Source organism: Streptomyces sp. NPDC090119 (genome assembly GCF_044747085.1).
GTDB lineage: Bacteria > Actinomycetota > Actinomycetes > Streptomycetales > Streptomycetaceae > Streptomyces.
Genome location: NZ_JBIVDK010000002.1, coordinates 676045 through 697075 on the forward strand (window position 1 = coordinate 676045; position 21031 = coordinate 697075).

21 protein-coding genes are annotated in these 21031 nt (G+C 72.6%); 6 read left to right on the forward strand and 15 right to left on the reverse strand.

Annotated features, from left to right (window positions below):
- Positions 1–7 precede the first annotated feature (7 nt).
- Entirely contained in the window at positions 8–769 is a 762-nt protein-coding gene (locus tag ACIPPM_RS10485; protein WP_401445502.1) for an SDR family oxidoreductase, read from the reverse strand.
- A gap of 112 nt (positions 770–881) precedes the next feature.
- Here ACIPPM_RS10485 and ACIPPM_RS10490 point away from each other — a divergent pair, with 112 nt between their 5' ends.
- Both ACIPPM_RS10490 and ACIPPM_RS10495 read left to right on the forward strand, forming a co-directional pair.
- Positions 882–1745, forward strand: a complete 864-nt coding sequence (locus ACIPPM_RS10490) for a sigma-70 family RNA polymerase sigma factor (RefSeq protein ID WP_401446419.1) — start codon at positions 882–884, stop codon at positions 1743–1745.
- Between the two features lie 45 nt (positions 1746–1790).
- A complete protein-coding gene (locus ACIPPM_RS10495) occupies positions 1791–3104 on the forward strand; it encodes a GH1 family beta-glucosidase (RefSeq protein WP_401445504.1) in 1314 nt (437 codons plus the stop codon).
- A gap of 6 nt (positions 3105–3110) precedes the next feature.
- Here ACIPPM_RS10495 and era read toward each other — a convergent pair whose 3' ends face one another.
- Complete coding sequence (era, locus tag ACIPPM_RS10500) at positions 3111–4064, reverse strand: GTPase Era (protein WP_393598479.1); 954 nt, start codon at positions 4062–4064, stop codon at positions 3111–3113.
- A 180-nt stretch (positions 4065–4244) separates the two neighbouring features.
- Here era and ACIPPM_RS10505 point away from each other — a divergent pair, with 180 nt between their 5' ends.
- Positions 4245–5540, forward strand: a complete 1296-nt coding sequence (locus tag ACIPPM_RS10505) for an ammonium transporter (RefSeq protein ID WP_401445509.1) — start codon at positions 4245–4247, stop codon at positions 5538–5540.
- Positions 5537–5875, forward strand: coding sequence for a P-II family nitrogen regulator (locus tag ACIPPM_RS10510; protein WP_401445511.1), 339 nt, complete (start codon positions 5537–5539; stop codon positions 5873–5875). The genes ACIPPM_RS10505 and ACIPPM_RS10510 overlap by 4 nt, the downstream gene beginning before the upstream one ends.
- 21 nt (positions 5876–5896) lie before the next feature.
- Here ACIPPM_RS10510 and ACIPPM_RS10515 read toward each other — a convergent pair whose 3' ends face one another.
- Both ACIPPM_RS10515 and ACIPPM_RS10520 read right to left on the reverse strand, forming a co-directional pair.
- Positions 5897–6247 (reverse strand): cytidine deaminase, encoded by a 351-nt coding sequence (locus ACIPPM_RS10515; protein ID WP_401445513.1) that lies wholly within the window; start codon positions 6245–6247, stop codon positions 5897–5899.
- Positions 6244–7059, reverse strand: coding sequence for a helix-turn-helix transcriptional regulator (locus ACIPPM_RS10520; RefSeq protein WP_401446422.1), 816 nt, complete (start codon positions 7057–7059; stop codon positions 6244–6246). Before ACIPPM_RS10520 ends, ACIPPM_RS10515 begins: the two co-directional genes overlap by 4 nt.
- 163 nt (positions 7060–7222) lie before the next feature.
- On the opposite strand from ACIPPM_RS10520, the gene ACIPPM_RS10525 reads away from it, so the two are divergent.
- On the forward strand, positions 7223–8638 hold the full coding sequence (locus ACIPPM_RS10525) for an MFS transporter (RefSeq protein WP_401445516.1): 1416 nt from the start codon (positions 7223–7225) through the stop codon (positions 8636–8638).
- Positions 8639–8640: 2 nt separating this feature from the next.
- On the opposite strand, the gene ACIPPM_RS10530 is transcribed toward ACIPPM_RS10525, so the two are convergent.
- From ACIPPM_RS10530 to ACIPPM_RS10565, 8 genes are all read right to left on the reverse strand, one after another.
- Positions 8641–9660 (reverse strand): S66 peptidase family protein, encoded by a 1020-nt coding sequence (locus ACIPPM_RS10530; RefSeq protein ID WP_401445518.1) that lies wholly within the window; start codon positions 9658–9660, stop codon positions 8641–8643.
- Positions 9661–9704: 44 nt separating this feature from the next.
- Positions 9705–10064 carry an MmcQ/YjbR family DNA-binding protein gene (locus tag ACIPPM_RS10535; RefSeq protein ID WP_401445520.1) on the reverse strand — a complete coding sequence of 120 codons (360 nt, stop codon included), beginning with the start codon at positions 10062–10064 and terminating at the stop codon, positions 9705–9707.
- Entirely contained in the window at positions 10061–11359 is a 1299-nt protein-coding gene (locus ACIPPM_RS10540) for a hemolysin family protein (protein ID WP_401445522.1), read from the reverse strand. The genes ACIPPM_RS10535 and ACIPPM_RS10540 overlap by 4 nt, the downstream gene beginning before the upstream one ends.
- 16 nt (positions 11360–11375) lie before the next feature.
- Positions 11376–11873, reverse strand: a complete 498-nt coding sequence (gene ybeY, locus ACIPPM_RS10545; protein ID WP_401445524.1) for an rRNA maturation RNase YbeY — start codon at positions 11871–11873, stop codon at positions 11376–11378.
- 12 nt (positions 11874–11885) lie between these two features.
- Positions 11886–12965, reverse strand: coding sequence for a PhoH family protein (locus tag ACIPPM_RS10550; RefSeq protein WP_401445526.1), 1080 nt, complete (start codon positions 12963–12965; stop codon positions 11886–11888).
- A 345-nt stretch (positions 12966–13310) separates the two neighbouring features.
- Entirely contained in the window at positions 13311–14462 is a 1152-nt protein-coding gene (locus tag ACIPPM_RS10555; protein ID WP_401445529.1) for a carbohydrate kinase family protein, read from the reverse strand.
- A gap of 120 nt (positions 14463–14582) precedes the next feature.
- On the reverse strand, positions 14583–15863 hold the full coding sequence (locus ACIPPM_RS10560; protein ID WP_401445531.1) for a glucarate dehydratase family protein: 1281 nt from the start codon (positions 15861–15863) through the stop codon (positions 14583–14585).
- The gene (locus ACIPPM_RS10565; RefSeq protein WP_401445533.1) at positions 15860–16810 is read right to left on the reverse strand and encodes a 5-dehydro-4-deoxyglucarate dehydratase; all 951 of its coding nucleotides are present in this window, start codon (positions 16808–16810) and stop codon (positions 15860–15862) included. The genes ACIPPM_RS10560 and ACIPPM_RS10565 overlap by 4 nt, the downstream gene beginning before the upstream one ends.
- 587 nt (positions 16811–17397) lie before the next feature.
- On the opposite strand from ACIPPM_RS10565, the gene ACIPPM_RS10570 reads away from it, so the two are divergent.
- A complete protein-coding gene (locus tag ACIPPM_RS10570) occupies positions 17398–18723 on the forward strand; it encodes an MFS transporter (protein ID WP_401445536.1) in 1326 nt (441 codons plus the stop codon).
- Here ACIPPM_RS10570 and ACIPPM_RS10575 read toward each other — a convergent pair whose 3' ends face one another.
- Genes ACIPPM_RS10575 through ACIPPM_RS10585 form a run of 3 tightly spaced genes read right to left on the reverse strand, consistent with a single transcriptional unit; the run spans position 18724 to position 21022 of the window.
- Positions 18724–19728, reverse strand: coding sequence for an adenosine deaminase (locus ACIPPM_RS10575; RefSeq protein ID WP_401445538.1), 1005 nt, complete (start codon positions 19726–19728; stop codon positions 18724–18726). It abuts the gene before it with no gap.
- Positions 19729–19757: 29 nt separating this feature from the next.
- Positions 19758–20663, reverse strand: a complete 906-nt coding sequence (locus ACIPPM_RS10580) for a ribonuclease Z (RefSeq protein WP_401445540.1) — start codon at positions 20661–20663, stop codon at positions 19758–19760.
- 5 nt (positions 20664–20668) lie between these two features.
- Positions 20669–21022 carry a histidine triad nucleotide-binding protein gene (locus ACIPPM_RS10585; RefSeq protein ID WP_388993477.1) on the reverse strand — a complete coding sequence of 118 codons (354 nt, stop codon included), beginning with the start codon at positions 21020–21022 and terminating at the stop codon, positions 20669–20671.
- Positions 21023–21031: the final 9 nt, after the last annotated feature.

Below are 21031 nucleotides of genomic sequence, written 5' to 3' on the forward strand. Positions count from 1 at the left end.
AGGGTGCTCAGACCGGCTGTTGGTCCAGGAACTCCTCCCAGGTGCGCTTGCCGGTGTCCGCGCCGGTGAGGGTCAGGTTGTCGCCCGCGCGGTAGGCACGGCCCGCCTTGCCGGGGATGCGGACCGGCAGCATGGGGCGGCGCCTGCCGCGCGCCTGGAGGTAGTCCCGGCCCAGCTCGCCGAGGCCGTACACCCGGGGTCCGGCGAGGTCGGGGACGAGTCCGGCCGGGGTGCCGAGGGTGAGGTCGATGAGGCGGGCGGCCACGTCGCGGGAGTCGACCGGCTGGAGGCGCAGTCCGCCCGGTACCGGGAAGACGGGCAGCTTGGCCATCGACTGGACCATCTTCAGGGTGAGTTCGTGGAACTGGGCCGCTCGCAGTGTCGTCCACGACAGCCCGGACTCCGCGATGGCCTGCTCGGCGGCCAGCTTCGACCTGAGCCAGGCGAGCGGTACCCGGTCGGCGCCGATGACGGAGATGTACACGAGGTGCCGGACCCCGGCCGCCCGTGCCGCGCGGACCAGGTTGCCGGTGGCGATGTCGTCGCCCTTGGGGCCGCCCGCGAGGTGGAGCACGGTGTCGATGCCGTCGAGGGCGGCGTCGAGTCCGGTGCCGGTGCGGAGGTCGACGCTCACCTGGTCCGGGCCGTCCCCGCCCGTGCGGCTGAGGACACGTACCTCGCGGCCCGCCTCCCGCAGCAGGGGGACGACATGGCGGCCGAGCGTGCCGGTGCCACCGGTGACCAGGACGGCTGAGGTGCTGGAGGTCATGACTGCTCCCAGTTTCACGGGAACCGGAAAGCTTGCGTCCGGGTCCCCTCTGCGGGTGTTCTACCTCCGTGACACCACGCGCGGAGGGAATGTGACACCGGTGGGCGACGCCATGTGGTCGGCAGAGATGTTCGAGGGGCACCGGGCGCGGCTGCGGGCGGTGGCGTACCGGATGCTGGGCTCGGCGAGCGAGGTCGACGACGCCGTGCAGGAGACCTGGCTGCGGGCCGACCGGGCGGGCGCCGACGGGGTGGAGAACATCGCCGGTTGGCTGACCACGATCGTCGGGCGGGTGTGTCTGAACCTGCTGCGCACCCGTGACCGTCGGCGCGAGGACCCGCTGGAGTCCCGGCCCGCCGACCCGGTCACCGGTGATGCCCCCGAGCAGGAGGCGGTGCTGGCCGACGCGGTCGGGGTGGCGCTGCTGGTGGTGCTGGACCGGCTCTCCCCCGCGGAGCGGCTGGCGTTCGTGCTGCACGACCTGTTCGCGGTGCCGTTCGACGAGATCGCCCCGCTGCTGGAGCGTTCCCCGGCCGCCGTACGGCAGTTGGCGAGCCGGGCCCGGCGCCGGGTCAAGGGCGACGGGCCGCCGCCGGAGGGCGATCCGGTCCGGCGGCGCCGTGCGGTGGAGGCGTTCCTCGCGGCCACGCGGGGCGGGGACTTCGACGCGCTGGTGGGTCTGCTCCACCCGGACGTGGTGCTGCACGCCGACCGGTTCGTGGTGCCGACCCCGGAGCCGGTCGCCGCCCGGGGTGCGGGCACGGTCGCGCGAGGTGCGATGGCGGCCACCGGTCGGGCGCTGTTCACCGGTCTCGCCCTGCTGGACGGCTCGGTCGGCCTGGTCATGGCCCCGCACGGCCGCCTGGCCCTGGTCCTCGCCTTCACCTTCGCGGACGACGGCCGGATCACCGGGATCGAGGTCGTCGCGGACCGGGAGCGGCTGGCCGCGCTCGACATCGTGCCGCTGGAGGACTGACGGGGGCGTTGACGTGGCGGGGGCCGGGTGCGGATGATCCGGCTCATGGTGACGGACGCGCACGGCCCTCTCCCCCGCTTCCCCGACGGCTTCCTGTGGGGGGTGTCGACCTCCGCACACCAGATCGAGGGCGCCGCCGACCTGCGCGAACCCTCCGTGTGGGATGTGTTCACCGCCGAACCCGGCCGGGTGAAGGACGGCTCGACGGCCGCCGTCGCCTGCGACCACTACCACCGCTACCCGGAGGACGTGGCCCTGCTCGCCAACCTCGGCGTGGACGCGTACCGCTTCTCCATCTCCTGGCCGCGCGTGAACTCCCCCGGTGGCCTGGACTTCTACGACCGGCTGGTGGACGCGCTGTGCGAGGCGGGCGTGCAGCCGGTGCCGACGCTGTTCCACTGGGATCTGCCGGCCGGGCTGGACTGGCTGGACCGGGACACCGCGCACCGGTTCGCGGACCACGTCTCCGGTGTCGCGGACCGGCTCGGGGACCGCGTACCGCGCTGGACCACCCTCAACGAGCCCGCCGAGCACACCCTGTTGGGCCACGCGCTCGGCACCCACGCCCCCGGCCGCGCCCTGCTCTTCGACGCGCTCCCGGCCGCCCACCACCAACTCCTGGCACACGGCCTGGCGGTACGGGCGCTGCGCGCGGCCGGGGTGAGCAACATCGGCATCGCCAACTCCCACTCCCCCGTGGAGCCCGCCTCCGCCGACCCGGCGGACGTGGAGGCGGCCGTCTTCTACGACCTGCTCCTCAACCGCCTCTTCGCCGAACCCGTCCTGCTGGGCGAGTACCCGGACGGCACGGCGGCGTTGATGCCCGAGGGCGCCGAGGACGACCTGCGGATCATCGCGGAGCCGCTCGACTGGTACGGGATCAACTACTACGCCCCGGCGCGCGTGGGAGCTCCGCAGGAGAAGCCCACCGAGTTCGGCGGAGTGCCCCTGCCCGCCGAACTCCCCTTCTCGCTCCGGGAGTTCGAGGGAGTCCCGGTGACCGACTTCGGCTGGCCGGTCGTCACCGAGGCGCTGACCAGCCTGCTGACCGGGCTCCGGGACCGCTACGGCGACCGGCTCCCGCCCCTCGTCATCACCGAGAACGGCTGCTCGTACGAGGGGCTGGACGACCAGGACCGCATCGCCTACCTGGACGGCCATGTGCGCGCCGTCCACGCCGCGCTCGCCGAGGGGGTCGACGTGCGCGGCTACTTCGTGTGGTCGCTGCTGGACAACTTCGAGTGGGCCGAGGGCTACGCCCGCCGCTTCGGCCTGGTGGACGTGGACTTCGCCACGCTGCGGCGGACCCCGAAGGCGTCGTACCGCTGGTACCAGGAGCTGTTGCGGGCGCAGCGCTGACAGGGACTAGAAGCCGAGCTTGCGGAGCTGCTTCGGGTCGCGCTGCCAGTCCTTGGCGACCTTCACGTGCAGGTCGAGGAAGACGGGCGTACCGAGCAGGGCTTCGATCTGCTTGCGGGACTTGATGCCGACGTCCTTCAGCCGCTTGCCCTTGGGGCCGATGATGATGCCCTTCTGGCTGGGCCGCTCGATGTAGACGTTGGCGTGGATGTCGAGCAGGGGGCGGTCGGCCGGGCGGTCCTCGCGCGGGAGCATCTCCTCGACGACCACGGCGATGGAGTGCGGCAGCTCGTCGCGCACGCCCTCCAGCGCGGCCTCGCGGATCAGCTCCGCGATCATGACCTGCTCGGGCTCGTCGGTGAGGTCGCCCTCGGGGTAGAGCGGCGGGCCCTCGGGGAGCAGCGGCACGATCAGGTCGGCCAGCAGGCCCACCTGCTTGCCGCCGGTCGCGGAGACCGGCACGATCTCCGCCCACTCGAAGCCCAGCTCCTTGCCGAGCTGGTCGATGGCGATGAGCTGCTCGGCGAGGGTCTTGGAGTCGACCAGGTCGGTCTTGGTGACGATGGCGACCTTGGGGGTCTTCTTGATCCCGGCCAGTTCCTTGGCGATGAAGCGGTCGCCGGGGCCGATCTTCTCGTTCGCCGGGAGGCAGAAGCCGATCACGTCGACCTCGGCCCACGTGGTGCGCACCACGTCGTTGAGCCGCTCGCCGAGCAGGGTGCGCGGCTTGTGCAGGCCGGGGGTGTCCACCAGGATCAGCTGGGCGTCGTCCCGGTGCACGATGCCCCGCACGGTGTGCCGGGTGGTCTGCGGCTGGTCGGCGGTGATGGCCACCTTCTGCCCGACCAGAGCGTTCGTGAGGGTGGACTTGCCCGCGTTGGGACGGCCCACGAAGCACGCGAAGCCTGCGCGGTGGGCGTTCTCGCCCGACCGCTCGGATGACTGGGTACGAACGCTCATGCCGACCATTCTCCCTGATCCTCGGGCCCGCGCCGCACCGGCGTCCGCCGTACCCCCGCCACCAGCGCCTCCGGTCACCCGAGCGGGCCGAAACACCGTGGAAACGCCCCTGTAGGCGACTGGAAACGCGCACCCGTGAACCTCTGACGAGCCCGCTCCCCCGGACCGCTGGAGACGCCCGTGACCCTCGCCGCCGCGCACGCGGACACCGGTGACACCGCCTGGCTGCTCGCCGCCACCGCCCTGGTGCTGCTGATGACACCGGGTCTGGCCCTGTTCTACGGCGGCATGGTCCGCGCGAAGAGCGTCCTCAACATGCTGATGATGAGCTTCGTGTCCATCGCCCTGGTCACCGTGGTGTGGCTGGCGGCCGGCTACTCCCTCGCCTTCACCGACGACCTCGGCGGCGGTCTGCTCGGCGGGCTGGAGAACGCCGGGATGGCCGGGATCGGCCCGGCCGCCCTGCACGGCACGGTGCCGACGCTGCTCTTCGCCACCTTCCAGCTCACCTTCGCGATCATCACGGCGGCCCTGATCAGCGGCGCGGTCGCAGACCGCACCCGGTTCGGGGCGTGGCTGGTGCTGGTGCCGGTGTGGACGCTGCTCGTATACGTTCCGGTCACGCACTGGGTGTGGGGGCCGGGCGGGTGGATCGGCGCGAAACTGGGGGCGCTGGACTTCGCGGGCGGTCTGCCGGTGGAGATCACGTCCGGCGCCTCGGGACTCGCCCTGTGCCTGGTCCTCGGACCCCGGCTGGGCTTCAAGAAGGATTCCATGCGCCCGCACAGCCTCCCGCTGGTCATGCTGGGCACCGGGCTGCTGTGGTTCGGCTGGTTCGGCTTCAACGCGGGTTCCGCGCTCGGCGCGAACGGCCTCGCCGCGGCCGCCTTCCTCAACACCCTCGCCGCCGGGTGCACCGGTCTGCTGGGCTGGCTGCTGGTCGAGCAGAAGCGGGACGGCCACCCCACCACGCTGGGCGCCGCCTCCGGCGCGGTCGCGGGGCTGGTCGCCATCACCCCGTCCTGCGGCACCGTCTCGCTGCTGGGCGCCCTGGTCGTCGGGCTGGCGGCGGGTGTCGTCTGCTCGTACGCGGTGGGCTGGAAGTTCAGGCTGAACTTCGACGACTCCCTCGACGTCGTCGGCGTCCACCTGGTCGGCGGGGTGATCGGCACCCTGATGATCGGCCTGTTCGGGGACAAGGCGATGACCGGCGGCGCGGAGGGGCTGTTCCACGGCGGCGGGCTCGGGCTGCTGGGCCGCCAGCTCGTCGCGGTCCTCGCGGTCGCCGGGTACGCCTTCACGGTGACGTACGGGCTGGGCAAGCTGCTGGACCGCACGATGGGGCTGCGCGCGAGCGAGGAGGAGGAGCGCACCGGTCTGGACCTTACGGTGCACGCCGAGACGGCCTACGATCACGGGGTCCTGGGCCATGGCGCCCCTGCCGCCCCTGTCCGGAAGGCCGAGAGCCCCGCATGAAGCTCATCACCGCCGTCGTGAAGCCGTACCGCCTGGACGAGGTGAAGTCCGCCCTCCGCGACCTCGGCATCGACGGCCTCACCGTCACCGAGGCCAGCGGCTACGGCCGCCAGCGCGGCCACACCGAGGTGTACCGGGGCGCGGAGTACGTCGTGGACCTCGTCCCCAAGGTCCGCCTGGAACTGGTCGTCGAGGACGCGGTGGCCGAGGAAGCCATCGACACCATCGTCCAGGCCGCCCACACCGGCAAGATCGGCGACGGCAAGGTGTGGTCGGTGCCGGTGGAGACGGTGGTGCGGGTACGGACGGGAGAGCGGGGACCGGACGCGTTGTAGCCGGTCCCCGGACGCGTGGTGTCAGTCGGTCGTGACCGTCGCCCTGACGACCCCGTCCGTCCCGGCGAGCAGCACCGGCGTCCCCGCACCCCCGAGGTCGGCGACGGCGGCGAGGTCCTCCGCGGAGAGCCCCTCCGCCTCGCTGACGACGGCCCCCGCCTCCAGGGACTCGGCACCGGAGGCCACCGCCATGGCGACGGCCGTGCGCAGCGCGCTCAGCTGGAGCGAGGGCAGTGACACCGCCCCGGCCACGTAGGTGCGGCCCGTGGAGTCCCGTACGGCGGCACCCTCCGGGACTCCGTTCCGGGCCCGTACCGACCGGGCCAGGGTCACGATCTTCCGGTCCTCAGGATCAAGCTCGTTCTCGCTCATGCCCCGAGCATACGAACCCCGTCGTCCGCCCCCGCCAGCCACTCCAGCTTCGCCGCGGTGTCCGCCTCCGGCAGCGGGGTGTGCAGCACGATCAGCAGGTCGGGCCGGGCGGGCACCTGCATGGCCGTGGACTCCACCACCAGCAGCCCGGCCCGCGGATGCGTCAGCTCCTTGCGGATCTGCCCCTGGTCCTCGATGTCCCGCTCGGCCCACAGCGCGTTGAACTCCGGGCTCAGAGAGGTCAGTTCGGCCAGCACCTCCTGGAACCCCTCGTCCTCCGGGTGCGCCGCGCAGGCGGCCCGGAACTGCGCGACGACCGTACGCGCGTTGGTCTCCCAGCTCAGGGTGCGGCTCCGGAACAGCGGGTCGGCGAAGAAGTCGACCAGGCAGTTCCGGGTGGTGGGCCCCTCCCCCATGCCGAACACCGCGGTCGCCGCCGCGTTGTACATCACGCAGTTGTAGTAGCGGTCCATGATGTGCGCCGGGTAGGGCATCCAGGTGTCGATCAGCCGCCGCAGCCCGTCGCACATGTCCCGCCGCAGCGAGACGAGTTCGGGTGCGGGCGGGTTGAGGCCGGCCAGCACGTACAGATGCCGCACCTCGGCGTCGCTCAGCCGCAGCACCCGCGAGACCGCGTCGAGCACCTGCGGGGAGACGGAGATGTCCCGCCCCTGCTCCAGCCACTGGTACCAGGAGGCGCCCACCCCGGCCAGCACCGCGACCTCCTCGCGGCGCAGCCCCGGCGTACGGCGCCGTGGGCCGCCGAAGGGCAGCCCGGCCTCCTGCGGGGTGATCCGGGCGCGCCGGGTCATCAGGAACTCCCGGAGCTCACTGCGCCGTTCACTTCTCGGCCTGCTCGCCGTGCTCGCCGTCGCAGCCACGTCCCGCTCCCTCTCGCCGCCGTGTCTGGTGGTGCCACCACCACCATAAGTTCCGACTCCCCACGTTTCTTCCGGGCATCGGAAGCTCTTTGCCATGGCGATCGACACCCCAGCCCCCGTAACTCCCCCCGCTGACAAGCCAGTCCGTCCCGCTCGGCTCTCGGCGCGTGACCGGCTCGTCCTGTTCGTGCTGTGCGCGGCCCAGTTCATGGTCGCGCTCGACTTCTCGGTGCTGAACGTGGCACTGCCCGAGCTGGGCACCGGCCTCGGCATGAGCCGTTCGGCGCTCCAGTGGGCGGTCACCGCGTTCGCGCTGCCGTCCGGCGGCTTCCTGCTGCTCTTCGGCCGGGTCGGCGACCTCTACGGCCGCCGCAAGCTGTTCCTGACCGGTCTCGCCCTGTTCGGCGCGGCCTCCGTGCTGGCGACCCTGGCCTGGGACCCGGCGTCCTTCCTCACCGGCCGCGCCCTCCAGGGGCTCGGCGCGGCGGCGATCGTGCCGACCGGCATGTCCCTGCTGACGACCACCTTCCCCGAGGGTCCGGCGCGGGATCGCGCGCTCGGCATCTCCGGCACGCTGCTGTCGCTGGGCTTCACCATCGGCATGGTCGCGGGCGGTGTGCTGACCGACACCTTCGGCTGGCGCTCCACGATGGCGCTGCTGGCCGTGTTCGCGCTGCTCGTGCTGCCGCTGGCGCCCGGCCTGCTGCCCGAGTCCCGTACCCCGGACCGCCCCCGGCTGGACGTGCCCGGCGCGGTCACCGTCACCGCCGGTCTGCTGTCCCTGATCTACGCGCTGTCCTCCGCCGCCGACCGGGGCTTCGGCCACCCGGACGTGCTGGCCGCCCTGGTGGCGGGGCTCGCGCTGCTGACCGCGTTCACCGTGATCGAATCCCGTACGGCCCAGCCGCTGGTCTCGCTGCCGATGCTGCGCCGCCGGACGGTGGCGTGGGGCAACCTGGGCGGGCTGGTGACGTTCTCGATGATGTCGACCGTGGTGTTCGTGCTGACCCTGTACCTCCAGGAGGTGCTGCGGCTGTCGGCGTTCGAGACCGGGCTGGTCTTCGGGGTGCAGGGCGTGGTGTCGGTGGTGGCGGGCGTCTTCGCCCCGAGGGTGATCGGCCGGTTCGGCGCCCGCCGCACGCTGGTCGGCGCGCTGACCGGACAGGGTCTCCTGGTCGCCGCCCTGCTGCCGCTGAGCACCCAGGGCTGGTCGGTGTGGCTCGCCACGGCGGCCGTGTCGCTGGCCAGCATGTGCCACCTCGGCGCGATCATCTCGTACGGCCTCATCGTCACCTCCGGTGTCCCGGACGGCGAACAGGGTCTGGCGACCGGGCTGGCGACCTCCACCCAGCAGGTCGGCCTCACGGTCGGCGTGCCCCTGCTGGGCGTGCTGGCCACCACCTCCGGCGACCTGCTGGCCGGTGTCCACACGGTGATCGCGCTGGACGCGGTGGTCGCGCTGGCCGCGGCCGCCCTGATCGCGCTCGGACTGCGCCCCGCGAAGGCGTGACCTCAGTCCAGGGACTGGGTGATCGCGCTGCGCGCGGCCGTGTGCTCCACGCGGCCGCGCGCGCCGTTGACCAGTGGCAGATACGGGGCGACATGCCCGCACTCCACGTCGGCGACGATCGGCACGCCCAGCGGGCCGAGCGCGTCGAGCACCGCCTCGTGCTGGGTCAGGGTGGAGCTGTCCGGGGCCTTGGTGCGGCCGACCAGGATCGCGGCGGCCCGGTCGAAGAACCCGGCGAGCCGCATGCCGTGCAGGTTCCGGCAGATGCTGAACGCGCTGTCCTCGCAGGCTTCCACGTAGACGAGCAGCGGCTCACCGGGGGCGAGCGCGGCGGTGTCCAGGTACGGCGTCCCGGCGAGGTTGGCCAGGATCTCGACGCAGCCGCCGGTCAGCCGCCCGCTGACGTCCACGTCCCCGGTGCCGTCCAGCCGGGTCCAGGAGCCCTCGGTGTCCAGCGTGAGGTCGCGGACCTCGGGGTGCCCGGCGAAGTCGTCCCAGCCACCGGAGCGGTACCGGCCGGGCGGGGTCTGGGTGAACGGCTCGCCCTGGGGCGCCTCGGCGATGTCCAGCCAGGACAGCAGGCCCTCGGGTGTCCCGTAGGGGGTGTCCATGAGGTTGTTGCCGTGCACGGTGGGCACGCCGGACAGCAGGGTCAGGGGCGCGAGCAGGCCCGAGGTGTCCGAGTAGCCGACGACCCAGGTGGGCTCGGCGCGGCCGATCTCCGCGAAGTCCAGCAGCGGCAGCAGGTCGATGCCGGTCTCGCCGCCCCACGGGGGCACCACGGCCCGGATCTCCGGGTCGGTGAGCATCGCGGTGAGTTCGGCGGCCCGCTCGGCGGCCGGGGCGCTGAGGTGGCCGGAGCCGTCCATGCACCGGCCGACCGTCACCTCGTACCCGCGCTCCTTCAGGTCGCGCACGGCCACGTCGAGTCGGCCGCGCAGGGCATACGGGACCCCGCTGGAGGGCGAGGTCACGCCGATTCGGTCTCCGGGGCGCAGGGGGCGCGGGTAGCGAGGGGGCATGCGGCGGATTCTGACACGGGGTCACCGCCGCCCCGTAGGGGATTTCAGGGGCGGTCGAGCTTCAGCCGCTCGGCCTTCGGCAGGCCCGCGACGACGAGGTCGTAGGAGTCCTCGACCAGCTCGCTGACCAGGGCGTCGGGCAGGGTGGAGTCCACCGTGACGGTGTTCCAGTGCCGTTTGTTCATGTGATAGCCGGGGACGATCAGGCCCTCGTGGTCGGCGCGGAGGCGCGGGGCGTCCTCCGGGTCGCACTTGAGGTTGACCGTCAGGGGCCGCGCGTCCAGTGCCGCAAGGGCGAACAGCTTGCCCAGCACCTTGAAGACCGAGGTGTCCGGGTTGAAGGGGAACTCCTCCGTCACCGCGTTGAAGGACAGGCACAGGGCGCGCAGCTCCTGGGGCTTCATTCCGCGCTCTCCTCCCGGGCCGGGACCCCGGCGGGCTCGACCAGCACCGTCACGATCTTGTTCCGGCGTCCGGCGGCGGCCTCGGCGGTCAGCTTCAGCCGCCGCTCGTCGGGCAGTTCGACCTCGGCGCTCGCCCCGGCGATGGGTACGCGGCCCAGTGCCTTCGCGAGCAGTCCGCCGACGGTCTCCACGTCCTCGTCGTCGTACTCCTCCAGCCCGTACAGCTCGCCGAGGTCGGTGATGTCCAGGCGGGCGGTGACCCGGTGGCGGCCCTCGCCGAGGTCTTCCACGGGCGGGAGTTCCCGGTCGTACTCGTCGGTGATCTCGCCGACGATCTCCTCCAGGATGTCCTCGATGGTGACGATGCCCGCGGTGCCGCCGTACTCGTCGATGCCGACGGCGACGTGGTTGCGTTCCTTCTGCATCTCGCGCAGCAGGTCGCCCGCGTTCTTGGTGTCGGGGACGAAGACGGCGGGGCGCATCGCGGTGGAGACGAGGTCGTTCTCGGCGTCCCGGTTGATGTGCGTCTTGCGGACCAGGTCCTTCAGATACACGATGCCGACGATGTCGTCCTCGCTCTCCCCGGTCACCGGGATGCGGGAGAACCCGGAGCGCAGGGCGAGGGTGAGGGCCTGCCGGATGGTCTTGTACCGCTCGATGACGACCAGGTCGGTACGCGGCACCATCACCTCGCGGACCAGGGTGTCGCCCAGCTCGAAGACGGAGTGCACCATGCGGCGCTCCTCGTCGGCGATCAGCGACTCCTGCTCGGCGAGGTCGACCATCGCGCGCAGCTCCGCCTCGGAGGCGAACGGGCCGCGCCGGAAGCCCTTGCCGGGGGTGAGCGCGTTGCCGATGAGGATCAGCAGCGAGGGCACCGGACCCATCACGCGGGCCAGCGGCAGCAGCACGTAGGCGGCCGCGGTGGCCGTGGACAGCGGGTGCTGACGGCCGATGGTGCGCGGTGAGACGCCGACGGCGACGTACGACACCAGGACCATCACGGCGATGGCGACCAGCAGGGCCTGCCAGGTGGCGTCGAAGGCGCGCAGGCAGCCGTAGGTGACGAGGGCGGCGGCGGCCATCTCGCAGGCGACGCGGAGCAGCAGCGCCACGTTGAGATAGCGGGTGGGGTCGGCGGCGATCTGCGCCAGCTTGCCGCTGCCGCGGCGGCCGGACTTGACGGCCTCCTCGGCGCGGAAGCTGGAGACGCGGGCGATGCCCGCCTCGGCGCAGGCGGCGAGCCAGGCCACGACGATCAGCGCGACCGCGCCGATCACGATCTGCGGACTCATTCGGGTACCGGCCGCCCTACGAGACGGTCGGCGCCGGGGACGGCCCGGTCAGCCCGCGCTCGGCCCGCCAGCCGTCGACGATGGCGGCCTGGAGGCCGAACATCTCGGCCTTCTCGTCCGGCTCCTCGTGGTCGTAGCCGAGGAGGTGCAGCACGCCGTGGACGGTGAGCAGCTGCAGCTCCTCGTCCATGGAGTGCTCGGTCGGCGCGTCCTTGCCCTGCTGGGCGGCGACCTCCGGGCACAGGACGATGTCACCGAGGAGGCCCTGCGGGGGCTCCTCGTCGTCCTTGCCCGGCGGGCGCAGCTCGTCCATCGGGAACGACATGACGTCCGTGGGGCCGGGCAGGTCCATCCACTGGATGTGGAGCTGCTCCATGGCATCGGCGTCCACGACGATCACCGACAGTTCGGAGAGCGGGTGGATGCGCATCCGGGCGAGCGCGTAGCGGGCGATGTCGAGGACCGCCTGCTCGTCCACCGCGGTGCCGGATTCGTTGTTGACGTCGATCGACATGGTCGTGCTGGTCTACTTCCCCTTGGAGCCCTTGGCACCGGTTCTGCCCCGGCCCCCCTGGTGGGTGCCGCTCTCGGTGCCCTGGTGGCTGTCGTACTTCTCGTACGCGTCGACGATACGGCCCACCAGCTTGTGCCGGACGACGTCCTGGGACGTCAGCCGGGAGAAGTGGACGTCCTCGACACCCTCCAGGATCTCCTGCACCTGCCGCAGCCCGCTCTTGGTACCGCCGGGCAGGTCGACCTGGGTGACGTCACCGGTGATGACGATCTTCGAGTCGAAGCCGAGCCGGGTCAGGAACATCTTCATCTGCTCGGGGCTGGTGTTCTGCGCCTCGTCCAGGATGATGAAGGCGTCGTTGAGCGTGCGGCCACGCATGTACGCCAGCGGGGCGACCTCGATCGTGCCCGCCGCCATCAGGCGCGGGATCGAGTCGGGGTCGAGCATGTCGTGCAGGGCGTCGTAGAGCGGGCGCAGGTACGGGTCGATCTTCTCGTACAGGGTGCCGGGGAGGAAGCCGAGGCGTTCACCGGCCTCGACCGCCGGGCGGGTCAGGATGATGCGGTTGACCTGCTTGGACTGCAGCGCCTGTACGGCCTTCGCCATGGCCAGGTAGGTCTTGCCGGTACCGGCGGGGCCGATGCCGAAGACGATGGTGTGCTTGTCGATGGCGTCGACGTAGCGCTTCTGGTTGAGGGTCTTGGGGCGGATCGTGCGGCCGCGCGAGGACAGGATGTTCTGCGTCAGCACCTCGGCCGGGGTCTCGGGGCCGTCGCTCGTACCCTCGTCGCTCGCCTTGAGCATGGCGATCGAGCGTTCCACTGCGTCCTCCGTCATCGGCTGCCCGGTGCGGAGCACCAGCATCATCTCGTCGAACACGCGCTGGATCAGGGCGACTTCCGCCGGATCGCCGACCGCGCTGATCTCGTTGCCCCGGACATGGATGTCGGCCGCCGGGAAGGCCTTCTCGATCACGCGCAGGAGGGAGTCGCCGGAGCCCAGCACGGTCACCATCGGGTGCTGTGCGGGAATGCTGATCCGTGCTCTCGCCTGGTCCTGTGCGGAGGTGTGAGCTGTCGGTGTCTGAGTCATGGGCCGGCGCTGATGGCCTGCGTGTCCTCCTCGTCACGGCCGCCCCCCTTACGGCGGCCTCGCACGTCCAGAGTACGCCGGGGGGCCGTCAACACCGCAGCGGTTTTCACCCACGCGGGTGGCTGCGCCGCCTTGGGGAGGGTGTGGCAATTCGACGCGGGCGGGTGCGGGCCGGTGGTCGGGCACCCGGCCTCCGGCCGGGTCCGGTTGTTCCCACCCGCACCGCCCGTGCGGCTTTCGTCGTCGGGTGCGGGTGGCCCCGGTGGGGCCCGGGCGCCGTCGGCGGGTGCGGGTCGGGGGGCGGGAGGGGGCTGTGGTGTTTGTGGCTCTGCGTCGGGGATGGGGTCAGGTGGTGCGGCCGAAGCCGATGGTGGGGACTGCTCGGCGTAGGGGCCAGGGGCGGTCGAGGTGGGTGGGGACGAGGGTGTCGAGGAAGGCGTAGCGGCGCAGGGCGGCGGGGTTCTGGGTCTCCAGGGACTGGACCCGGCGCCACCAGGCGCCGATCTCGGACCAGCCGGGGGCGGAGAGGGAGCCGCCGAACTCCTGGACGGAGAGCGCGGCGGTGAGACCGGCGAGGGCGAGGCGGTCGGCGAGGGGCCAGCCCGCGAGGGTGCCGGTGACGAACCCGGCGACGAACACGTCCCCGGCGCCGGTCGGGTCCAGCGCCTCGACCGCGATGGCGGGCACCTCGGCGGTCTCGCCGGTGCGCCGGTCCACCGCGTAGGCGCCCTCCGCGCCGAGGGTGACGACCGCGACCGGTACGTGCTCGGTGAGGGCGTGCGCGGCCGCCTTGGGGCAGGTGGAGCCGGTGTACCGCATCGCCTCCTCCGCGTTGGGCAGGAACGCCTCGCAGTGCTCCAGGTCGGCGAGTCCGGCGAGGTCCCAGGCGCCGGTGTCGTCCCAGCCGACGTCGGCGAAGATCCGGGTGCCCTCGCGGGCGGCCTGGGCGATCCAGGGGGCGCGGCGGCCGGGGGTGAGGGAGGCGACGGCGGCACGCGCGGGCGGCGGACAGTCGGGCGCGGTCTCCTCGGGGGGCGGCTCGTGCCCGTGGGAGATCATCGTGCGCTCGCCCTCGTACGCCATGGAGACGGTGACCGGCGAGTGCCAGCCGGGCACCGTACGCGAGGGGGTGAGGTCGATGCCCTCGCCCTGGGCCAGCGCGTCCCAGCAGTACTCCCCGTAGTGGTCGTCCCCGAAGGCCGCGGCCAGCGAGGTGCGCAGGCCGAGGCGGGCGAGGGCGGCGGCCATGTTGGCGACGCCGCCGGGGCTGGAGCCCATGCCGCGCGCCCAGGACTCGGTGCCGCGCACGGGGGCGGTGTCCAGGCCGGTGAAGACGATGTCGAGGAAGACGGTGCCGGTGAGGTAGACGTCCCAGGGCGGGTCGCCGGGGGCGCGCAGCGCGGCCAGCGGGTCGATCTGGGCCTGGTGGCGCGCGGTCTGCGTGAGGTGCTCCGGGTCGCCTCCGGTTTCCTCTCCGGCGATCGCGTGGGACGGCATCTGTGCGGGCTCCCTGACGTGGTACGGATCTGGCCAGTGTGCACCACCGACCGGCCGGTGACCGAGGGTTCGGCGGCCGGAATCCGCTGGTTCCGGGGGCTCGCGGGAGCGTGCGGGGGGTTACCAGCGGGGCATCACCGGGGTCTGCCAGGCGGGGTCCGCGTGGCGCATCGCGGCGCTGTCGTCCCGGTCGCGCAGGGAGCCGTCGTCCGTCGCCCAGCGGTGGTGGAGGCGGGCGAGGGCGTCCCGGTCGAGGTCGACACCGAGGCCGGGGCGGTCGGAGACGGTGACGTGCCCGGCGGTGAAGGGCAGGCGCTCGGTGAGCACGTCCTCGCTCTGCCAGGGGTAGTGGGAGTCGCAGGCGTGGTGCAGGTTCGGCACGGTGGCCGCGACCTGGGTCATCGCGGCGAGGCTGATGCCGAGGTGGGTGTTGGAGTGCATGGAGACCCCGACCCCGAAGGCGGCGCAGATCGCGGCGAGGTGCCCCGTGTTGCGCAGCCCGCCCCAGTAGTGGTGGTCGGAGAGCACCACCCGCACGGCGTCGCGGGTGAACGCCTCCTTGATCTCGCCGAACGTGGTGACGCACATGTTGGTGGCGAGCGGCACCCCGGTCAGCGCGGCGACCTCGGCCATGGCGTCGGTGCCCAGCACCGGGTCCTCCAGGTACTCCAGCAGGTCGGCGAGTTCCGCGGCCACCTTCAGCGCGGTCGGCACCGACCAGGCCCCGTTGGGGTCGAGCCGCAGCGGGGCGCCCGGGAACGCCTCGGCGAGGGCGCGTACGGCCGCGATCTCCTCCTCCGGCGGGAGGACACCGCCCTTGAGCTTGAAGGAGGTGAACCCGTGCCGTCCGGACAGCGCGCGGGCCTGCGCGACCACCCCGGCCGGGTCGAGCGCGGCACCCCAGTCGTCCGGGGCTCCGCCGGGGTGGGCGGCCCACTTGTAGAAGAGGTAGGCGCTGTACTCCACGGAGTCCCGCAGCTTCCCGCCCAGCAGCGCGTGCACGGGCAGCCCGAGTGCCCGGCCCTGGGCGTCCAGGCAGGCGACCTCGAAGGCGGAGAGCACGGACAGCCGGAGTTTGTCGGCGCTCTGCACCCCGCGCAGGCCGCCCGCGTCGACGGCGCCCCTGACCCGGCTCTCGTCCACGGCGAGGTCGAGGGAGAACAGCGCGTTCACATCCGTGACCGAGTGTCCGGTGAGCCGGGCGGCCAGCGGGCGGGCCAGCTCCAGGTACTTCGTGTCGCCGTAGGTCTCCCCGAGCCCGGTGACCCCGCCCGCCGTGACCACCTCCACGATCAGCCGGGGCGTGTACGGCTGGTGCACCCCCTGGGTGTTGAGCAGCGGCGGGTCGGCCACCAGGACCGGCGTGAGGCGTACCTCGGTGATGGTCAGGTCCGGGGTCACAGGGCGGCTCCCACGAGGTCGAGTCCGGCGGCGAGGAGGTCCTTCAGCGCGGCGAGGTCGGCGGCGGAGGGGTCGGTCAGGGGCGCCCGTACGGGTCCGACGCGCGCGCCCCTGAGCCGGGCGGCGGCCTTGACCAGGGAGACGGCGTATCCGGGCACCCGGTCGCGGAGTTCGACGAAGGGGACGTAGAAGCCGCGCAGCAGCCAGTCGGCCGTGTCGTCGTCCCCGGCGCGCAGGGCGGTGCGGAAGGCGCCCGCGATCTCGGGGGCGAAGGCGTGCACGGCGGAGGAGTAGGCGGGTACGCCGACGGCGGTGTAGGCGCGGGCCTGGACCTCGGCGGTGGCGGCGCCGTTGAAGAACAGGAAGTCCTCGGGGGCGGCCAGGGTGAGCCGCTGGAGCCGGTCGAGGTCGCTGTGGCCGTCCTTGAGCCCGATGACGTTCGGGATGCCCGCGAGGCTCCTCAACGAGTCCACGGTGTAGGCGACTTGGTCCCGCTGGTAGGCGATGAGCGGGAGCCGGGTGCGGGCGGCGAGCTGGGCCAGCTGCGCGACGAGTCCGTCCTGCGGGGCGGCGACCAGGTAGTGCGGCAGCACCAGCAGGGCGTCGGCCCCGGCCTCCTCGGCGATGCGGGCGAAGCGGGCGGCCTGTGCCCAGCCGTAGCCGGTACCGGCGACGACCGGCACCTGCCCGGCCGCCTCCTCGACGGCGATGGTGACGACCTGCCGGTACTCGTCCTCGTCCAGGGAGAAGAACTCCCCGGTGCCGCAGGCGGGGAAGAGGGCGCCGGGACCGGCGGCGAGGCGGTCGGCCACATGCGTGCGGCAGCCTCCGGGGTCGAGGGTGCCGTCCTCGTGGAAGGCGGTGAGCGGGAAGGAGAGCACACCCCGCGCCATCCCCTCCCGCAGCCGCCGGGCCACGTCCTGCGGAGCGCCGCTCACCCGCACCATCTCCTCTTGTGAATGCCGTCCACGTATGAGAACCGAGGCTAGGTACAGGCACCGGGACCGTCAATGGGGTGGGGTCCGGGTGAGGTCCGGGCGAAGTCCGCGCGGAGTCCGGGCGCGGTTCGAGCGGACGGAGGGAGCGACAGGGCGCGCGCTGAAGCGGGGCGGCGCGGAGCGGGGGCGCGCAGCAAAGAGCCCCACCCCGCTCGGAAGCGGGATGAGGCTCTGTTCGGAGCGCCGGGCAGGCCTTGCACCTGCATTTCCCCGCAGGAAGCGGGGCGTCTTTCCTTGGACCACCAACGCACTGTCCGCCACCGGGAGTTACGGCGACCGCGACGTGAACAACCATAGCGCATCCCGGAGTTCTGTGCGATCACCGTCCGGGCGTTCGAGCACCAAATCGACAGTGTCTACCCGCCCCTGTCGAGATCAAACGTGATAGTGATCTGAATCACGTCGGCCGAACTTCTGCTCCAAACCGCGTGCTTGATACAACTTGCTCGCGCGCTCCCGTCGGACAGACGGCCGTCGCCCTCCCCCCTCTTTCACTCCTCGTCGAGCTGTCGCTCACGCCTGCCCTGGGAACGCCCGTGTTCGCCCCCCGCTCCATCCCCTGGCCCCTCGTCGCCCTCTTCACGGCCGGGTACCTCGCCTCGTATCTCCTGCCGACCACGGTCGGCCGTCTCGACAGCGCGCTGCCGCTGTCCGCCACCCAGGCCGGCGCCATCGGCAGTGCCCTGCTGCTGAGTTCGGCGTCGGCCGGGTTCACGCTGGCCGCCCGGGTGGACCGGTTCGGCGCCCGTGCGCTCGCCCGGCTGGGGCTCACCCTGGCCGTGCTCGGCTACGGCTCGGCCGCCCTCACCGACTCGGTCCCCGCCGTGGTGCTGGGCGCGGTCGTCGGCGGGTTCGGCTCCGGCACGATGACGGCGGTCGCCGCGAGCGGCATCGCCGCGGGGCGCGATCCGCACCGGGCCACCACGTCCGGGCTGCTCGTGGTCTCCGCCCTGGCGGGTGCCCTCTATCTGACCATCCCGCGCCTCGGACCCGGCCACGGTCTGCCGCTCGGCGCGGTCGCGCTGACCGCGCTCGCGGTGTGGCCGTTCACCGGCCGCCTGCCCGCCCGCACGGCCCCGGCGGCCGGTTCGACGGTCATACGCCGGCCGCTCCCGCACCGCCGGTCCGGGCTGCTGCTCGCCGCGACGATGCCCTGCTGGTCGCTGGCGCAGAACGCGCTGTGGGGCGTCAGCGGGCGCATCGGGCTGGGGCAGGCGCACCTCACCGAGATCACGGTCGGTGTGGTGTTCGCGGTCGCGCTGGGCGCCGGACTGCTGGGCGTGGTCGGCGCGGGCGCCCTCGGCCCCCGCCTCGGCCGCGCGCTGCCGATCGGGCTCGGTACGGCGCTGATCGCGGGCTGCATCGCGCTGAGCGCCTCGGCCACCGATCTGCCGTCCTTCGCGCTGGGCGAGATCGCCTGGAACCTCTGTTACCCGGTGGTGCTGTCCTACGTGATCAGCCTGGCCGCCGCTCTCGACACCCGGGGCCGCTGGGCGGTGCTGGTCGGCTCGGCCGCGTCGCTGGGCACGGCCGCCGGTCCGCTGACCGGCAGCCTGCTGTCGGCCCGCGCGGGCTTCGCGGGGATGGGCGAGATCCTGGCGGTGCTCCTGCTGCTGGCGGCCGTCCCGATGTCCGTGGTCGCCCTGCGGACGGCACCCCGCCGCCTGCGGGTGGTGGAGATCTCCCTGCGCCCGGCGCCCGTGCCGGACCTGGCCCTCGCGGACCTGGCCGTCACGACCGCGGCCGTCAGGGACACGCCGGTCACGGTCGGGGGTGTCACCGTCCGGGACCTGGCCGCCAAGGGCATCCCGGCCGTGCACATCCCCCTCACCGACACCCCGACCGCGACCGTCCCCGCCTGACTACGCCGCCCCGCCCGGGAACTCGTACGCCTCGACCTCCGCCAGGTACCGCGCCCGGCGGGGCTCGTCGTCCTCCAGGAAGGAGGCGAGGAAAGAGTTGCGGGCCAGCTCGCGCAGCCGGTCCTCGGTGAGACCGAGGGTCTGCTGGACGGCGGTGAAGTTGTCGCCCGCGTAGCCGCCGAAGTAGGCGGGGTCGTCGGAGTTCACCGTGCACATCAGCCCCGCCTCCAGCATCGCCGGGAGCGGGTGGTCGGCCAGCGTGTCGACCGTGCGCAGCCGGACGTTGGACAGCGGGCACAGCGTCAGCGGGACGCGGTCCCGGACCAGCCGCTCGACCAGCGCCGGGTCCTCCATGGACCGCAGCCCGTGGTCGACCCGCTCCACCCCGAGCAGGTCCAGGGCCTGGACGACGTACTCCGGCGGCCCCTCCTCACCGGCGTGGGCCACGCGCCGCAGGCCGAGCGCGGCGGCGGCGTCGTAGACCTCGCGGAACTTCTCCGGCGGGTTGCCCACCTCGGCGGAGTCCAGGCCGACCGCGGTGATCCGGTCCAGGTACGGCTTCGCCGCGTCCAGCGTCGCGAGCGCCGACTCGGCGGACTCGTCCCGCAGGAAGCACATGATCAGCTTGGTGGAGACGCCGTGGGTCTGCTCGCTGCGGCCCAGCGCCCGCCACAGCCCCTCGATCACGGTCCCCATCTCCACCCCGCGCGCGAGGTGGGCCTGCGGGTCGAAGAAGATCTCCGCGTGCCGCACCCCCTGCTCGGCGGCGCGGGCCAGGTAGGCGTCGGCCAGCTCCTCGAAGTCCCGCTCGGTGCGCAGGACTGCCATCAGCTCGTAGTACAGGTTCAGGAAGGACTGGAGGTCCTCGAACCGGTACGCCTCGCGCAGGGCCTCGGTGTCGGCGTAGGGAAGCTCGACGCCATTGCGCTCGGCCAGTCGGAACGCAAGCTCCGGCTCCAGCGTGCCTTCGATGTGCAGGTGCAGTTCAGCTTTGGGGAGGGGCATCGAAGTATCGTACGCCCGCCTCCGCGCGCTCAGCCGCGCTTGGGCAGCGGCACGCGGTCCAGGTCGCGGGCCACGGTCAGCTCGCCCTCGAACCCGGCCGCGCGGGCCTGCCGCTCGAACTCGGCCGGGTCGGAGTAGCGCTGGCTGAAGTGGGTGAGGACGAGGTGCCGTACCCCGGCGTCGCGGGCCACGGTCGCGGCCTGCCCGGCCGTCAGGTGGCCGTGGTCCTCGGCGAGCGTCACGTCCTCGTCCAGGAAGGTGGACTCGATGACGAGCAGGTCGCAGCCGTCGGCGAGGGTCCGCACGCCGGGGCAGAGCCGGGTGTCCATGACGAACGCGAACCGCTGCCCGCGCCGCGTCTCGCTGACCTCCTCCAACGCGACCCCGCCGAGCGAGCCCTCCCGCTGGATACGGCCCACGTCGGGGCCGGAGATACCGTGCGCGGCGAGCCGGTCGGGCAGCATGCGCAGCCGGTCGGGCTCGATCAGCCGGTACCCGTAGGACTCCACCGGGTGGGACAGCCGGTGCGCCTCCAGTGTGTAGGAGGGGGTGGTGGCGAGGGGGCCGTCCGTGTCGACGGGTGCCTCGACCAGGTCGACGGTCTCCCGGTAGGCGGTGGAGTAGCGCAGCCGGTCGAAGAAGCGCTGCCCGGAGCGCGGGTAGTGCGCGGTGATCTCGTGCGGCACCCGGTCCAGGTTGATCCGCTGGATCACCCCGGCCAGGCCAAGACTGTGGTCGCCGTGGAAGTGCGTGACGCAGATCCGGTTCAGGTCGTGCGCGGCGACCCCGGCCCGCAGCATCTGCCGCTGGGTGCCCTCGCCGGGGTCGAAGAGGATGCCCTCGCCGTCCCAGCGCAGCAGGTAGCCGTTGTGGTTGCGGTGCCGGGTCGGGACCTGGCTCGCGGTGCCGAGGACCACCAGTTCACGTGCCGACATGTGGGTTATCCGGGGGGCCAGTTCAGGCCGCGGCCGCCGAGGACGTGCGCGTGGGCGTGCCAGACGGTCTGCCCGGCGCCGCTGCCGGTGTTGAAGACGGTGCGGTAGCTCTCCAGCTGTTCGCCTTCGGCGACTCCGCGGGTCTCCGCGAGTACGTCCGCCGCGAGCTGCGGGGCTTCTGCGGCCAGTTCCGCGGCGTTCTTGTAGTGGGCCTTGGGGATCACCAGGATGTGGGTGGGGGCCTGGGGGTTGATGTCCCGGAAGGCGAGGGTGGTGTCTGTTTCTCTCACCACGTCTGCGGGGATCTTGCCCGCGATGATGTTGCAGAAGAGGCAGTCTTCTTGAGGTTCGCCGGCCATTTAGCTGCG

Coding starts and splice junctions, on each gene's coding strand:
- ACIPPM_RS10485 (WP_401445502.1), bottom strand. CDS start 769: ATGACCTCCAGCACCTCAGCCGTCCTGGTCACCGGTGGCACCGGCACG.
- ACIPPM_RS10490 (WP_401446419.1), top strand. CDS start 882: ATGTGGTCGGCAGAGATGTTCGAGGGGCACCGGGCGCGGCTGCGGGCG.
- ACIPPM_RS10495 (WP_401445504.1), top strand. CDS start 1,791: ATGGTGACGGACGCGCACGGCCCTCTCCCCCGCTTCCCCGACGGCTTC.
- era (WP_393598479.1), bottom strand. CDS start 4,064: ATGAGCGTTCGTACCCAGTCATCCGAGCGGTCGGGCGAGAACGCCCAC.
- ACIPPM_RS10510 (WP_401445511.1), top strand. CDS start 5,537: ATGAAGCTCATCACCGCCGTCGTGAAGCCGTACCGCCTGGACGAGGTG.
- ACIPPM_RS10515 (WP_401445513.1), bottom strand. CDS start 6,247: ATGAGCGAGAACGAGCTTGATCCTGAGGACCGGAAGATCGTGACCCTG.
- ACIPPM_RS10520 (WP_401446422.1), bottom strand. CDS start 7,059: ATGACCCGGCGCGCCCGGATCACCCCGCAGGAGGCCGGGCTGCCCTTC.
- ACIPPM_RS10525 (WP_401445516.1), top strand. CDS start 7,223: ATGGCGATCGACACCCCAGCCCCCGTAACTCCCCCCGCTGACAAGCCA.
- ACIPPM_RS10530 (WP_401445518.1), bottom strand. CDS start 9,660: ATGCCCCCTCGCTACCCGCGCCCCCTGCGCCCCGGAGACCGAATCGGC.
- ACIPPM_RS10535 (WP_401445520.1), bottom strand. CDS start 10,064: ATGAAGCCCCAGGAGCTGCGCGCCCTGTGCCTGTCCTTCAACGCGGTG.
- ACIPPM_RS10540 (WP_401445522.1), bottom strand. CDS start 11,359: ATGAGTCCGCAGATCGTGATCGGCGCGGTCGCGCTGATCGTCGTGGCC.
- ybeY (WP_401445524.1), bottom strand. CDS start 11,873: ATGTCGATCGACGTCAACAACGAATCCGGCACCGCGGTGGACGAGCAG.
- ACIPPM_RS10550 (WP_401445526.1), bottom strand. CDS start 12,965: ATGACTCAGACACCGACAGCTCACACCTCCGCACAGGACCAGGCGAGA.
- ACIPPM_RS10555 (WP_401445529.1), bottom strand. CDS start 14,462: ATGCCGTCCCACGCGATCGCCGGAGAGGAAACCGGAGGCGACCCGGAG.
- ACIPPM_RS10565 (WP_401445533.1), bottom strand. CDS start 16,810: ATGGTGCGGGTGAGCGGCGCTCCGCAGGACGTGGCCCGGCGGCTGCGG.
- ACIPPM_RS10575 (WP_401445538.1), bottom strand. CDS start 19,728: ATGCCCCTCCCCAAAGCTGAACTGCACCTGCACATCGAAGGCACGCTG.
- ACIPPM_RS10580 (WP_401445540.1), bottom strand. CDS start 20,663: ATGTCGGCACGTGAACTGGTGGTCCTCGGCACCGCGAGCCAGGTCCCG.
- ACIPPM_RS10585 (WP_388993477.1), bottom strand. CDS start 21,022: ATGGCCGGCGAACCTCAAGAAGACTGCCTCTTCTGCAACATCATCGCG.